14 protein-coding genes are annotated in these 13707 nt (G+C 71.5%); 8 read left to right on the forward strand and 6 right to left on the reverse strand.

Annotated elements, in window-relative coordinates:
• The 6 genes from E1165_RS30680 to dnaA form a co-directional block, all read right to left on the reverse strand.
• On the reverse strand, positions 1–101 hold a 101-nt coding region (locus E1165_RS30680; protein ID WP_371687315.1), incomplete at its 3' end, for a DciA family protein.
• Positions 102–128: 27 nt separating this feature from the next.
• Positions 129–818, reverse strand: a complete 690-nt coding sequence (locus tag E1165_RS08760) for a DUF721 domain-containing protein (RefSeq protein ID WP_243704666.1) — start codon at positions 816–818, stop codon at positions 129–131.
• The gene (gene recF, locus E1165_RS08765) at positions 808–1941 is read right to left on the reverse strand and encodes a DNA replication/repair protein RecF (protein WP_132389541.1); all 1134 of its coding nucleotides are present in this window, start codon (positions 1939–1941) and stop codon (positions 808–810) included. The genes E1165_RS08760 and recF overlap by 11 nt, the downstream gene beginning before the upstream one ends.
• A 16-nt stretch (positions 1942–1957) precedes the next feature.
• Positions 1958–2830, reverse strand: a complete 873-nt coding sequence (gnd, locus tag E1165_RS08770; protein WP_132389543.1) for a phosphogluconate dehydrogenase (NAD(+)-dependent, decarboxylating) — start codon at positions 2828–2830, stop codon at positions 1958–1960.
• Between the two features lie 41 nt (positions 2831–2871).
• Positions 2872–4005 carry a DNA polymerase III subunit beta gene (dnaN, locus tag E1165_RS08775; RefSeq protein ID WP_132389545.1) on the reverse strand — a complete coding sequence of 378 codons (1134 nt, stop codon included), beginning with the start codon at positions 4003–4005 and terminating at the stop codon, positions 2872–2874.
• Between the two features lie 773 nt (positions 4006–4778).
• Positions 4779–6584, reverse strand: a complete 1806-nt coding sequence (dnaA, locus tag E1165_RS08780) for a chromosomal replication initiator protein DnaA (RefSeq protein ID WP_132389547.1) — start codon at positions 6582–6584, stop codon at positions 4779–4781.
• Positions 6585–7221: 637 nt separating this feature from the next.
• Between dnaA and rpmH the strand changes: the two genes are divergently transcribed.
• From rpmH to E1165_RS08820, 8 genes are all read left to right on the forward strand, one after another.
• Positions 7222–7359 (forward strand): 50S ribosomal protein L34, encoded by a 138-nt coding sequence (rpmH, locus tag E1165_RS08785; RefSeq protein WP_013736606.1) that lies wholly within the window; start codon positions 7222–7224, stop codon positions 7357–7359.
• Positions 7360–7393: 34 nt separating this feature from the next.
• Positions 7394–7807 (forward strand): ribonuclease P protein component, encoded by a 414-nt coding sequence (rnpA, locus tag E1165_RS08790; protein ID WP_132389549.1) that lies wholly within the window; start codon positions 7394–7396, stop codon positions 7805–7807.
• The gene (gene yidD, locus E1165_RS08795) at positions 7804–8091 is read left to right on the forward strand and encodes a membrane protein insertion efficiency factor YidD (RefSeq protein WP_132389551.1); all 288 of its coding nucleotides are present in this window, start codon (positions 7804–7806) and stop codon (positions 8089–8091) included. The genes rnpA and yidD overlap by 4 nt, the downstream gene beginning before the upstream one ends.
• Entirely contained in the window at positions 8092–9081 is a 990-nt protein-coding gene (gene yidC, locus E1165_RS08800) for a membrane protein insertase YidC (RefSeq protein WP_132389553.1), read from the forward strand. It begins immediately after the preceding gene.
• Between the two features lie 216 nt (positions 9082–9297).
• Positions 9298–9882 (forward strand): R3H domain-containing nucleic acid-binding protein, encoded by a 585-nt coding sequence (locus E1165_RS08805; RefSeq protein WP_132389555.1) that lies wholly within the window; start codon positions 9298–9300, stop codon positions 9880–9882.
• Between the two features lie 80 nt (positions 9883–9962).
• A complete protein-coding gene (rsmG, locus tag E1165_RS08810) occupies positions 9963–10700 on the forward strand; it encodes a 16S rRNA (guanine(527)-N(7))-methyltransferase RsmG (RefSeq protein WP_132389613.1) in 738 nt (245 codons plus the stop codon).
• Between the two features lie 671 nt (positions 10701–11371).
• Positions 11372–12436 carry a ParA family protein gene (locus E1165_RS08815; RefSeq protein ID WP_371687316.1) on the forward strand — a complete coding sequence of 355 codons (1065 nt, stop codon included), beginning with the start codon at positions 11372–11374 and terminating at the stop codon, positions 12434–12436.
• Between the two features lie 27 nt (positions 12437–12463).
• Positions 12464–13489 (forward strand): ParB/RepB/Spo0J family partition protein, encoded by a 1026-nt coding sequence (locus E1165_RS08820; RefSeq protein WP_132389557.1) that lies wholly within the window; start codon positions 12464–12466, stop codon positions 13487–13489.
• Positions 13490–13707 lie beyond the last annotated feature (218 nt).

The following is a 13707-nucleotide window of genomic DNA, read 5'->3' on the forward strand; positions in this document are numbered from 1 at the left end:
GCGATCTCCGAACCGACGACCTTCTCCCAGGCGCCGAAGACCGTCGCCTCGGCGGCCGGCTGCTGCCAGCCGCGCGCCTTCATCAACCGTTCCAGCACCACCCCGAGCGGCTGCGGACGGAGGCGGGGTCAGCCGTAGGTGTCGCGGGGGCCTCGGCCCCGGACCCGGCGCGGGCCGCGTGACCAGGACGGCGCGGCCGGGCCGTGGATGTGCAGCTTGCGGACCACGTTGTGGCCCACCTCGCCGGCGATTCGCTTGAGCAGGGACCCGGCGAGCAGGCGCAGCTGGGTGGCCCAGGCGGTCGAGCGCGCCTCCACGGTCAGCTCGCCGTCCTCCAGCTTCACCGGCCGGCTGTGCTGGGCGATCTCCGAACCGACGACCTTCTCCCAGGCGCCGAAGACCGTCGCCTCGGCGGCCGGCTGCTGCCAGCCGCGCGCCTTCATCAACCGTTCCAGCACCACCCCGAGCGGCTGCGGATCGCGCGGGTCCGGCCCCGGGCCGGAGTAGCCGCGCAGCCGCCGCTCCCCGCCGTCCCCGGATCCCACGCTCCGTCGGCGGGCCTTCGCCGCCCCCTCCCGGCGGGCCCGGGCCGCGTCCAACACCGCCCGGGCGAGCTGCGGCCCGGACGCGCTCCCGGCCGGGGTCGCCGAACCTGCGCCGCCGGCCCCGGCCGAACCCGGCCCGCCCGACCCCGGCTTGGCGGCCTCGGCTGGATTCGGCGGAGTGGTCCGGCGGGCGCTGCCACCCGCCGCCGGGGCGGCGCCGGCCCGCCGGGTGGGTGTCTCGCCTTCGCCCTCGCGTCCCGGTTCAGTCGACACGTCGTACCGTCCCCTCGCCCACCGTGTACCGGATGCCCCGCAGTGCCGCCGGCACGTCGTCGTCCACCGCGCAGGTGACCAGGAGCTGACCGGCGCCGCCGACCAACTCCGCCAGCCGTTGCCGCCGGCCGGCGTCCAGTTCGGCGAAGACGTCGTCCAGAACCAGCACCGGCTCGATGCCGTCGGCGCGCAGCAGGTCGTACCCGGCCAGCCGCAGCGCCAGTGCGAACGACCAGGACTCGCCGTGGCTGGCGTACCCACGGGCGGGTAGCGGACCGAGAGTGAGCGTCAACTCGTCACGATGCGGGCCGACCAGGGTGGTGCCACGTTCGATCTCGGCCGACCGGGACTCGGCCAGCGCGGCGGTCAACGCCTCGGCCAGCGCGGCACGCTCGGTGGTCGGCTCCGCCAACTCCACCGACGGCCGGTACGCGATACCGGCCGCGCCCCGGCCGGCCGCCACCGCGTCGTACGCCTTCGTCACGTGCGGCGCCAGCGCCGAGACCAACTCCAGCCGGCCGGCCAGCAACTCGGCGCCGTGGCGCGCGAGGTGGGTGTCCCAGACCGCGAGGGTGGACAGGTCCCCGCCCCGCGCGCCGCCCGTCTTGCGGGCCAGGTACGCCGTCCGCAGCAGGGCGTTGCGCTGCTTGACCACCCGCTCGTAGTCGGCGCGCACCCCGGCGTACCGGGGCTGCCGGAGCACGAGCAGGTCGTCCAGGTAGCGGCGGCGTTCCGCGGGATCGCCCCGGACGAGTTCCAGGTCTTCGGGGGCGAAGAGCACCAGCCGCAACGCGCCGACCACGTCCCTGGCCCGGCGGGCCGGTGACCGCCCGATCCGGGCCCGGTTTGCCCGGCCGGGAACGATCTCCAGCTCGACCAGGAGTTCCCGGCCCTCGTGCACCACCGCGCAGCGGATCACCGCCGACGAGGCGCCCATCCGGACCAACGGGGCGTCGGTGGCGACCCGGTGCGAGTCCAGGGTCGCCACGTAGCCCAACGCCTCGACCAGGTTGGTCTTGCCGACGCCGTTGGCGCCGATCAGGACGTTCGGCCCCGGCTCCAGATCGACGCCGACCCGCTCGTACGAACGGAAGTCGACCAGTTCGAGCCGGCGGACGTACACAGGCGGTGGATACCGGTCAGCGCTTGTGGACGGCGTGCCCGCCGAACTGCTGGCGCAGCGCGGAGACGGCCTTCATCGCGGGCGAGTCGTCCTGCCGGGAGGCGAACCGGGCGAACAGCGCGGCGCTGATGACGTTCAACGGCACGGCGAGCCGGACCGCCTCGTCGACCGTCCAGCGGCCCTCGCCCGTGTCCTCGGTGTAGCCGCTCAGCTCGGCCAGCTCCGGGTCCTCGTCGAGGGCCCGGTCCAGCAGGTCGAGCAGCCAGGACTGGACGACGGTGCCGTCACGCCAGGACTTGATCACCCCGGGTACGTTCGTCACCATCTCGGCGGCGGAGAGCAGTTCGTAGCCCTCCGCGTAGGCGTGCATGAGGCCGTACTCAATGCCGTTGTGCACCATCTTGGCGTAGTGGCCGGCGCCGACCGGGCCGGCGTGCACGAAGCCGTACTCGCCAGCCGGCTTGAGCGCCTCGAAGACCGGCATCAGCCGCTCGACGTGCTCCTGGGCGCCGCCGACCATCAGGCCGTAGCCGTTCTGCCGGCCCCACACGCCGCCGGAGACACCGACGTCGAGGTAGCCGATGCCGTGCTCGGCGAGGCGCTCGGCACGGGGGGCGTCGTCGCTGAACCGCGAGTTGCCGCCGTCGATCACGATGTCGCCCTCGCCCAGCGCGCCGGCCAACTCGTCGATGGTGGCGTCGGTGACGGCCGCGGGCACCATCACCCAGACCGCGCGGGGGGACTCCAGCTTCCCGGCGAGGTCGGCCAGGCTGGCGGCGTCGCTCAGCTCCGGGTTGCGGTCGTAGCCGACCACCTCGTGCCCGGCGGCGCGCAACCGCTCGCGCATGTTGCCGCCCATCCGGCCGAGTCCTACCAGGCCGAGCTGCATCTGCTCCTACCTCCGTGCGTCTGGTCTGCTGGGGCTGCCGGTCAGCGCGACACGCGGATCGGCATGATGAGGTACCGGTACCCCGGGATGACCTCGCCATCCTCGCCGGCGGGAGAAATCACCGCGGGCTTGAAGGCGTCGACGAACCTCAGCAGTGCGTACTGGGCGCCCAGGTTGGCCAGACCGTCGATCAGGTACTGCGGGTTGAAGCCGATGGTCAGCGGGTCGCCGGTGAAGGTGGCCTCCATCGCCTCGCTGGCCCGCGCCTCCTCGGTGCCGCCGGCCTCGACCACGAGCCCGTCGGAGCTGAAACTCAACAGCACCGGTGTGGTCCGCTCGGCGACCAGCGCGACGCGCTTGACTACCTCGATCAGCGTGCTGACCGGCACCCGCGACTCGGCGTTGTGGGTGGCCGGGAAGAGCGAGCGCACCGGCGGGTAGTTGGCCCCGTCGAGCAGTCGGCTGGTGGTACGCCGGGTGCCGCCGGCGAAACCGATCATGCCCTCGCCGGCGGAGCCCTGGGAGAGTGCCAGGGTGACCTGCCCGCCGAGCGGACCGAGCGCCTTGGCGGTGTCGTGCAGGGTGCGCGCCGGGACCAGGGCGTTGAGGCTGACGTCGGGATCGTCCGGGTGCCAGTCCATCTCGCGCAGGGCGAGGCGGTAGCGGTCGGTGGCGAGCATGGCGAGCGTGCCACCGGTGAGCTCGAGGCGGACGCCGGTCATCATCGGCAGCGTCTCGTCCCGGCCGGCGGCGACGGCGACCTGGGCGACCGCGGCGGCGAAGGCGGCCGCGTCGACGGTGCCGGTGCTCTCCGGCATCTCCGGCAGGGTGGGGTAGTCCTCCACCGGCATGGTGGGCAGGGTGAACCGCGCGCTGCCGCAGACCAACTCCAGGTGAGCCCCGACGGCGGCGATGTCCACCGGTTTGGCCGGCAGCGCCTTGGTGATCTCGGCGAGCAGCCGGCCGGAGACCAGGGCGGCGCCGTCGGCGTCTCCCTGCACCTCGACGGTCACCTGGCTGGAGACCTCGTAGTCGAAGCCGGAGACCTGGAGGTTGCCGTCGGTGACGCGCAGCATCACCCCGGCGAGCACCGGTACGGACGGCCGGTTGGGCAGGCTCTTCGCGGTCCACGCCACCGCTTCGGCGAGCGCGTCGCGCTCCACTCGGAACTTCATCAATGCCTCCGCGTCGACGTCAGCGACAACTCTCTCATGCCGACCGCTGCCCACCGTCCCGCCCGACCGTGCGGGTACCCATCGCACCTTAGGGCGCGTGGGCATCGGCTGTGCGCCCGACCCCGGGAATCCAGGTGCCGGGGCGACCGCCGACGGCAGCGTTCCGGCCCGATCCACAGGAAGTCCAACGGTGATGATTGGTTTTTGTTGTTCAGAAGAAAAACCTCATCGTCTTCATCGCACCTGTGCAAACTGTGGAGAACCGGCGTCTGCCCAGCTCAAACAGGTTATCCACCGGTGGGTTGGCTGTGGAGAACCGGGGGGTAAACCTCCCTGGCGGTCCACAGCCCGAGTTGTCCCCAGACTTGTCCACCGTTGTCCACCGGTTGTCCACCGGTAATCCACCGGGTTTCTCCCCAGTGCTGTGGACAGCGACGACAAGGGTTCCGGACGTCGTCCCCAGAACCTTCCACAGGTCCCCCACAGGTCGACCGTCGACGGTGGACAACTCCACGGTCGTCCCCAGGCGTCCACAGCACTGTCCCCAGGGTTTGTCCACAGTCTGTGGGTAACCGGCTCCGGACCCAGCGTGGTTATCCACCGCCTGTGGAACAGGGGATGTGGACAACCGGACGGTCCTGTGGACGAACACGACCCCGGATCCTGGGCCCTCCAGCCGGTCGAGGGTCAACCCGCACCTGTCCACCGACACGAAGACGCCCGGCCGACGGTCCCGGCCGGGCGTCGCGGGTGCTGGCGACGTGGCGTACGCCTCAGGTGTTCTGCTTGATCCGGTTGGTCAGCTCGGCGATCTGGTTGTAGAGCGAGCGGCGCTCGGCCATCTGCTGGCGGATCTTGCGGTCGGCGTGCATGACCGTGGTGTGGTCCCGGCCGCCGAACGCCTGCCCGATGCGGGGCAGCGACAGGTCGGTCAGCTCCCGGCACAGGTACATGGCGACCTGGCGGGCGTTGACCAGCACCCGGGAGCGGGAGTGGCCGCGCAGATCCTCCAGGCTCACCCCGAAGTAGTCGGCGGTGGAAACCATGATCTGGTCTGCGGTGATCTCCGGACCGGCGCCGTCCGGGATGAAGTCGCGCAGCACCTCCTCGGCCAGCGACAGCTCGACGTTCGACCGGGTGAGGCTGGCGAAGGCGGTGACCCGGATCAGCGCCCCCTCCAGTTCCCGGATCGAGTTCGACACCCGGGAGGCGATGAACTCCAGCACGTCCGGCGGGGCGTACAGCCGCTCCTGGGCGGCCTTCTTCTGCAGGATGGCGATCCGGGTCTCCAGGTCCGGTGGCTGGATGTCGGCGAGCAGGCCCCACTCGAACCGGGTCCGCAGCCGGTCCTCCAGCGTCGCCAGCTGCTTCGGCGACCGGTCGGAGGTGATCACGATCTGTTTGTTGGCGTTGTGCAGGGTGTTGAAGGTGTGGAAGAACTCCTCCTGCGTCCGCTCACGGTTCTCCAGGAACTGGATGTCGTCGATCAGCAGGATGTCGACGTCGCGGTAGCGGCGCTGGAACGCGCTGGTCTTGTCGTCGCGCAGCGAGTTGATGAAGTCGTTGGTGAACTCCTCGGTCGAGACGTACCGGACCGAGCGGGCGTTGCCCAGCGTGGTGGCGTAGTGCCCGATGGCGTGCAACAGGTGGGTCTTGCCCAGCCCGGAACTGCCGTAGATGAACAACGGGTTGTACGCCTTCGCCGGCGACTCGGCCACCGCGACGCTCGCCGCGTGGGCGAACCGGTTGGACGAGCCGATGACGAACGTCTCGAACATGTACTTCGGGTTGAGCCGGTTGCCGCCGCCCTCCGCGCCGCCCGGGCGTCGGTCGGCCGTGCCGCCGGGACGCCGGTCCACCGCCGACCGGCCCGGGCCGCTGTCGGTACCCCCGTCGCGCGGACCGTGCGGGTCGCGCGACGACCGGGCGTCGCCCCGGTACGCCGGCTCGAACCCTCGCCCGTCGGCCCCCGGCGGGTTCGGCGCGGGGCGCTCGTCGAAGCCCCGCCGTTCCGCTGCGGGGTGGTTCACTCGCATCGACTCGGCGAAGCCCGCGCCGAACAGGGTGTCCTGACCGCCGTCCCGGCTCGCCGGGATTCGGTGCGGGCGGTGCCCGTCCTGGTCGGCCGGCTGCTCCGGCGGCCTCGACCCCTCGCCGTACGTGTCCGGATAGCCCGGCCCGGCCTGGGGCGCCTCCGGGAAACCGACCGCCGGGTCGGGAAAGGGCGCGGACCCGGCGGCGAAGTCGTCCCCGGGTGCCTCCGGCTGGGCCTCCGGGACGCTGCGGTACACGGTGCCGGCGGGGCGGCCGGAGACGTCCTCGGCGACCCGGACGGTGACCGCGACCTGGATGGGGCGGCCGAGCCGGCGGGTCAGCGCCTCGGTGATCGCCGGCCGGAGCCGGGACTCGATGACGTCCCGGGTGAAGGCGTCCGGGACGGAGAGCAGAGCGGTGTCCTCGACGATCGCTCGCAGCCGGGTCAGCCGCAGGTACGCGCGCTGCTGGGCGGAGATGATCTCGTCGGCGAGTTCGTCCGTCGCCGCGGTCCACACCGCGGCAAGGTCGGTCGTACCGGCCACCGTCGTGCCACCCCCTCGCCTCTGCTCCCGGCCGCCGCTGTGGTCCAGTCGGCCGTTCCGGGCCCGCCACCGCGTTCGAGCGGGTGGTTCCTCACCCCACCGGGCGGCTCACCGACCGGCATCCACAAGTTATCCACAGCCTGTGTGTACCGATGATTGTGCCGCCCGCCGGACGCGGGTCGGACCGTGCCCCCCTTGTGCCGAGGGGCGTTGAAGCGGGTTCACCGTGCCGAACGATTGACTGCCCCGTCCGGTCTTGCCCGTCAGCGACAACCCGGGTCCCGACGCTGACCGCAATCGCGCACGGTAACAGCGACGAAGGGCCGCCATCAACCGCCGTTGTCGTACGCCGGTTGTCGGCATCAGTGAAAAACGCCGGTTCGGTCGCCTCCCCGCCCTGCTCGTGCCCCGGTGCAGAGGTTTTGACGGTCATTGCTCCCCTGCGTAGGCTGGAGCGGCTGCTCTGTCGCCCTCTGCTAGGGTGATGGGTGCTTGCTGCCCGCGGTCGGATCCCCGCACCGTCGAGGTCCCGCGCCGCCGGGCAGCACCGATCGGAGGCCACCCGCCGAGGTGGCCTGGACCACCACACGACCCCGGCGATCCCGCGCCGTGGACGTACGAAAACGGAGAGCCTGACGTGAGCAAGCGCACCTACCAGCCGAACAACCGCCGGCGCGCGAAGACCCACGGCTTCCGGCTGCGCATGCGCACCCGTGCCGGCCGCGCCATCATCTCGACCCGTCGCGCCAAGGGCCGCGCCCGCCTGTCGGCCTGAGCCGACCGGGCCCGTTCCGGGGACGTGGGCAGTCGTGCTGGCGGTCGCACAGCGACTGCGGCGTAGCACCGACTTCGCCGCAGCGGTCCGGGGTGGTCGACGCGCCGGCCGTGGCGCCGTCGTCGTGCACCTGACTCTGCCGACCCCCGAACCTGCCGCGACGACCTCGCCGAAGCCGGCGCGGGACGCCGGCGCGGAGCCGCCCTCCGCGCCGACCCGCGCCGGCTTCGTCGTGTCCAAGGCGGTGGGCCCGGCCGTGGTCCGGAACAGGGTCCGCCGCCGGCTGCGGCACCTGGTCCGCGAACGACTGGCCGCCCTGCCCCCGGGCGGCACCCTGGTGGTACGCGCGCTGCCCGCCGCGGCCGAGGCGTCGTACTCGGGGCTGGGAGCCGACCTGGACGCGGCGATCGCCGCCGCGCGGGCGCCCCGGGAGCGGCGGACGCGATGAGCAACGGAACCGCCCCACCGCGGCCGACCAGCCTGGGTGCCCGGGTGCTGAGCGGCCCCATCGTCGCGTACCGTCGTTGGATAAGCCCGGCACTGCCGGCCCGCTGTCGGTTCTACCCGTCGTGCAGTGCGTACGCCCTCGAGGCGGTGGCCCGGCACGGTGGGCTCCGGGGAGCCGGCCTCACGGTCCGGCGGTTGTTGCGCTGCCACCCCTTTCACCCAGGTGGACATGACCCGGTGCCGGAGCCGGGCGGCCGCCGCCGTGCCGATGTGACTGGAGCCTGAGTGTTTAGTCTCGACTGGATCTACTACGCGATCTCGTGGATCCTGCTGACCTGGCATTCGGCCTGGGATGCCATCGGGGTGCCGATCGGTGCGGTGATCGGCACGAACTGGGCGTGGATCCTGGCCATCGTCTTCCTGGTGGTCACCGTCCGGGTGATCCTGTTCCCGGTCTTCGTCAAGCAGATCAAGTCGCAGCGGGCCATGCAGGCGCTGCAGCCCAAGGTCAAGGAGCTGCAGGAGAAGCACAAGGGTGACCGGGAGACGCTCCAGAAGGAGATGATGGAGCTCTACCGGAAGGAAAAGGCCAACCCGTTGATGGGCTGCCTTCCGATGTTCCTCCAGATCCCGGTCTTCCTCGGTCTCTTCCACGTGCTGCGCCGGCTCGACCCGGCCAAGTCGAACAAGACCCTCTACGGCTGGACGGTCGACCAGTTCGACAGCGCGGCGACCGCCAAGCTCTTCACCGCCCCGATCGCCGGCAAGTTCGGTTCCACCGCGGAGGAGCTGGCCCGTCTCGGCGCCAACGGCACCACTGTCAAGATCATTGCTGGCATCCTGGTCCTGGTCATGATGGGCACCACCTATCTGACCAGCCGGCAGATGATTCTCAAGACCGGTTGGGCGGAGGACCCGCAGCAGCGGATGATCCAGCGACTGATGCTCTACGGCATCCCCCTGTCGCTGCTGGTCTCCGGCGCGATCTTCCCGATCGGTGTGATCATCTACTGGGTCACCAACAACCTCTTCACCCTCGGCCAGCAGCAGTGGGTGCTGCGGAAGTTCCCGCCCCTGGTCACCAACACCAAGCCAGGCGCCACCACCCCCCGCAACCCGGTGCAGCCGGCCAAGACCGGTGGCTTCCTCAGTCGGAACAAGCCGGCCGCCCAGGCCCCCGCCGCCCCGACCACGCCGAAGATCGCCGGGCCGAAGCCGGGTGCCAAGCCGACCAACCCCAAGAAGGGCGGCCGGCCGGCCAAGCGGCAGGGCTGACCCACCGGGCCGCCGTCGGGACACCCGTACGGCGGCCCTCCGGCAACCGGGCAGCCGCCGAACGGCGGGCGCCGTGGCCGGAACCGCCGCGCGCCGCGCGGTCACGGGCGAAACTGCCCGTACAGACGTGCCCGTGGACACCGGAGTCTCCCGCCGGGCGTCCACCGGAAACCAGCGGACCCGACGGTCCGGCCGAGCGAGTACGGAGATGAGACCGTGACCGACACCAGCATCCCCAGCGCGGAACAGTCCGTGGACGAGGAGACCGTGCCGACCACCGCCCCCGGCGACGACGAGCCCACCGAGGCCGAGGCGAGCACCCCGAAGAAGGCCGCCAGCGAGAGCGAGCTGTTCGCGCAGAGCGAGATCGCCGCCGACTACATCGAGGGCCTGCTCGACATCCTCGACTACGACGGCGACATCGACGAGTTGGTCTCCGGTGGCCGTCCCGTTGTCGAGGTGGTCGGTGGCCGGCTGCAGAACCTGGTCGGCCAGCGTGGTGCCACCCTGGAGGCCCTTCAGGAACTGGCCCGGCTCGCGGTGTTCCGGCAGACCGGCACTCCCAGCCGGCTGCTGCTCGACGTCGGCGGTTACCGCGCCACCCGGCGCAAGGAACTCGCCGCGGTCGCCCGCAACGCGGTCGAGAAGGTCAAGGAGCACGGCGAGCCGGTCCGCTTGGAGCCGATGTCCGCGTTCGAGCGCAAGTGCGTGCACGACGTGGTGAACGCCATCAGCGGTGTGGAGAGCGAGTCCGAGGGCGTCGAGCCCAACCGGCGCATTGTCGTCCGGCCGGCGGACTGACCGGGGTGACCCACGACGACACCACGCCGGGTGCCGTGTCCGGCCCGGGTGGTACGCCCGGGCCGCCGGCCGCCCGGCCCCTGCCCTCGCCGGCCGACGCCGTCCTCCCGGCGCACCTGGCCCCCGCCGCAGGGACGCTCTTCCGCGACCGCCTCGATCTGGCCGCCGCGTACGCCGAGCTGCTCGCCACCGACGGGGTGATCCGTGGCCTGATCGGGCCCCGCGAGGCGCCCCGGATCTGGGACCGGCACCTGCTCAACTGCGCGGCGGTGGCCGAACGCATCCCCGAGGGTGCCACCGTCGTCGACGTCGGTTCGGGAGCCGGGCTGCCCGGTGTGGTGTTGGCCATCGCTCGTCCCGACCTGCGGGTGACCCTGGTCGAACCACTCGCCCGGCGGACGTCCTTCCTTGTCGAGGCGGTCCAGCAGCTGGGCCTGGCCAAGATGGTGCGGGTGTTCCGCGGACGGGCCGACGAGGCGGCCTCGGGCGCCACCGGACTCGGTCCGCTGAGCGCCGACATCGTCACGGCCCGAGCGGTCGCCCCGCTCGACCGGCTCGCTGACTGGTGCCTGCCGCTGACGGTGCCGGGTGGGCGGCTGCTCGCGCTGAAGGGGTCGTCCGCCGCCGACGAGATCGCCGAGCACGCGGCCACGGTCGCCCGGCTGGGCGGCGGTGAGCCCGAGGTGCACCTGTGCGGGGTCGGGGTGATCGATTCGCCGACCACCGTCGTGGAGATCGTCCGCGAGCGGGTCGTGCGTCCCCCGGCAGCGAAGAAGACCCCCAAGCGGTCACGGGGCGGCCGTAAGCGGTCCGGCTGAGGCCATCTGGTTCGCGCCGGCTTGCCGAACCGACGCGGACCGGGCGGACGTCCCTGCTGTACCGCATCGGGTGGCAGCGCCGGTTGCCCGACCTGAGTCGGGCCCCCGGCCGTACGGTGAGCTCCCGGCTGACCGTACGGAGAGGCGGAACCGCTGCCCGTTCCGACGTGGCGGTATGGAGCCATCCGGAGAACGGAGATGGACCCGCCGCGCCCGTCCCCCGTAGGCTGGCCGCGCGTCGATAGGGTGGAGCGGGCGGGCGCCGGGCGCACCGAATCCCGACCGCTCCCGCCGGGCCGTACGCTCCGCGGTGCGAGCGCGCGTGCGGCCAGTAGACGGGGTGCGGACCGACCATCCGGAGCGGGCAGGGATGACAGGTGCATGACGACGGCAGGTACGACGATCCACGGGTGAACCGCCCCGAGGGCTCTGTTCCCCGTGTGGACCCTGTTTCACGTGAAACCGAGCAGTCGGGCTGGACCACCGACGGCCAGCCCGACCTTGTCCGTCCGCCGGACCGGGATGTGGTGGCCGGCACTGCCCTGCCTGCGGTCGGGGCGGCGCGACCCTCGCCCGAGTCGTACCTGCCGCCGCCGTCCACCACGGATGGTGCCGGCCGCCCCGCGAACGCCGCGACCGGGCGGGTCGCTCCCGTGCGCCGCAACGCCGGCCTGCCCGCCCGCCTCGAGTCCCCGATCGGCGGGAACGTGCCGCCGCCCGTACCGCAGCAGCCGCATCCAGATGTCGTGCCGGAGCAGATGCACGTCGCCGTCGACACGTCAGGCCCGCCCACCGGGGCCGTCGCCGACGCCGTTACCGCTGCCGCGTACGTTTCACGTGAAACCCCGACGCGCGAAGAGGATGACCCACCGTTGGCTATGGAGGCGATGCGCGCCGTGCAGATCCTTAATCCGAGTGGCGAGGTGACCATGCCTCGTCCCGAGCGGACGCGGGTGATGTGCGTCGCGAACCAGAAGGGTGGCGTGGGGAAGACCACGACCACGGTCAACCTGGCGGTGGCTCTGGCCCTGCACGGCAACCGGGTCCTGGTGGTCGACCTCGACCCACAGGGCAACGCGTCGACCGGACTGAACGTGCCCCACCACACGGGCGTGCCGGACGTCTACGACTGCCTCATCAACAGTGTGCCGCTGGAGGAGGTCGCCCAGGAGGTGGAGGGCATCCCCAACCTCTACTGCGTGCCGGCCACCATCGACCTCGCGGGCGCCGAGATCGAGCTGGTCTCGGTCGTTGCCCGGGAGTCCCGGTTGGCTCGGGCCATCGCCGCCTACCCGGGGCACTTCGACTACGTCTTCATCGACTGCCCGCCCTCGCTCGGCCTGCTCACGGTCAACGCCCTGGTGGCGGCGCAGGAGGTGTTGATCCCCATCCAGTGCGAGTACTACGCCCTGGAAGGGCTGAACCAGCTCATCAACAACATCAACCTGGTCCGCCAGCACCTGAACCCCAAGCTGGAGGTCTCCACGATCCTGCTCACCATGTACGACCGCCGTACGCGGCTGGCCGACGCCGTGGAGCAGGACGTCCGGAACCACTTCGGCGACAAGGTGCTCCAGGCGGTCATCCCGCGCAACGTCCGCGTTTCCGAGGCACCCAGCTATGGCCAGTCGGTGATGACCTACGATCCGGGTTCGCGGGGAGCCACGAGCTACTTCGAGGCCGCCCAGGAGATCGCCGAGCGCGGCGTCAAGGAACCGGTGAGCCGGAATGCGTAGTGGGGACAAGTCGCTGGGAGGCGTCGCATGAAGAACCGACCCCGTGGCGGTCTGGGTCGAGGACTCGGGGCGCTGATCCCGACCGGGCCGGCACCGGACGCGCCCGGTGCGGTCGCCACGATGCCCGAGCCGGAACCGATCGTTCCCGGTTCGGAGGCACCCGCAGCGACGCCCTCCATCCCGGTGCCCGTCCCGGCTGTCCAGCTCGAGCCGGAGCTGAGCCCGGTGCCGGGTGCCCGCTTCGCCGAGATTCCGGTCGACGCGATCGTGCCCAACCCGAAGCAGCCACGGCAGGTCTTCGACGAGGAGGCCCTGGAGGAGCTGAAGACCTCGATCCTGGAGGTCGGTTTCCTTCAGCCGATCGTCGTCCGAGCCCTCGACGGCGACAAGTACGAACTCGTCATGGGCGAGCGCCGGTGGCGCGCAGCCCAGGCGGTGGGCCGGGAGAACATCCCGGCGATCGTCCGCGACACCAAGGACGACGCGATGCTCCGGGACGCGCTCCTGGAGAACATCCACCGGGCCAACCTCAACCCGCTGGAGGAGGCGGCCGCGTATCAGCAGCTGCTCGACGAGTTCGGTGCCACCCACGAGGAGTTGGCCCGGCGGATCGGCCGGAGTCGGCCACAGATCTCGAACACCATCCGTCTGCTGAACCTCCCGCCCCAGGTGCAGCGGAGGGTCGCCGCCGGCGTGCTCTCCGCCGGCCATGCTCGGGCCCTGCTGAGCCTCGACGAGCCGGAGGCGCAGGAACAGCTCGCCCTTCGTATCGTCGCCGAAGGGCTCTCCGTACGCGCGACCGAGGAGATAGTGGCGGTCGCGCTCGCCGAAGGGACCGCCAAGGCCCCGGCGGCGAAGAGACGGCCCAAGCCCGTTGCTCCCGCACTCACCGACCTGGCCGACCGTCTCTCCGACCGTTTCGACACCCGGGTGAAGGTGGACATCGGCCGGAGCAAGGGGAAGATCACCATCGAGTTCGCCACCGTCGACGACCTGGAGCGGATCGTCGGCATCATCGGTGTGGGCCAGGAAGCGGAACCCGAAGAGGACTGACCCTGTCAGGTAACAGCTCGTCCGGCCGTGTCCTCCCACTGGGAGGACACGGCCGGTTTCATGCCCGACGGAGACGCCGACAGCCCGTCGGAGCGTCCGGTGCCGCTCCCCGCCTCCGTGATGAGGGCTAGGGAACATTGCTCACCAGCACAGGGCGATGCCCAACGGTGGTGTCACGCGAGGACGTCCCGGTGGCCGGGCGTCGGTGCCGGCACAGG

The organism is Micromonospora sp. KC723, from assembly GCF_004348595.1.
GTDB lineage: Bacteria > Actinomycetota > Actinomycetes > Mycobacteriales > Micromonosporaceae > Micromonospora.

What these genes read in the sequence shown, in the direction of transcription:
- gnd (WP_132389543.1), bottom strand. Translation starts at nt 2,830, where the DNA reads ATGCAGCTCGGCCTGGTAGGACTCGGCCGGATGGGCGGCAACATGCGC.
- dnaN (WP_132389545.1), bottom strand. Translation starts at nt 4,005, where the DNA reads ATGAAGTTCCGAGTGGAGCGCGACGCGCTCGCCGAAGCGGTGGCGTGG.
- yidD (WP_132389551.1), top strand. Translation starts at nt 7,804, where the DNA reads ATGAGCAACGGAACCGCCCCACCGCGGCCGACCAGCCTGGGTGCCCGG.
- E1165_RS08820 (WP_132389557.1), top strand. Translation starts at nt 12,464, where the DNA reads ATGAAGAACCGACCCCGTGGCGGTCTGGGTCGAGGACTCGGGGCGCTG.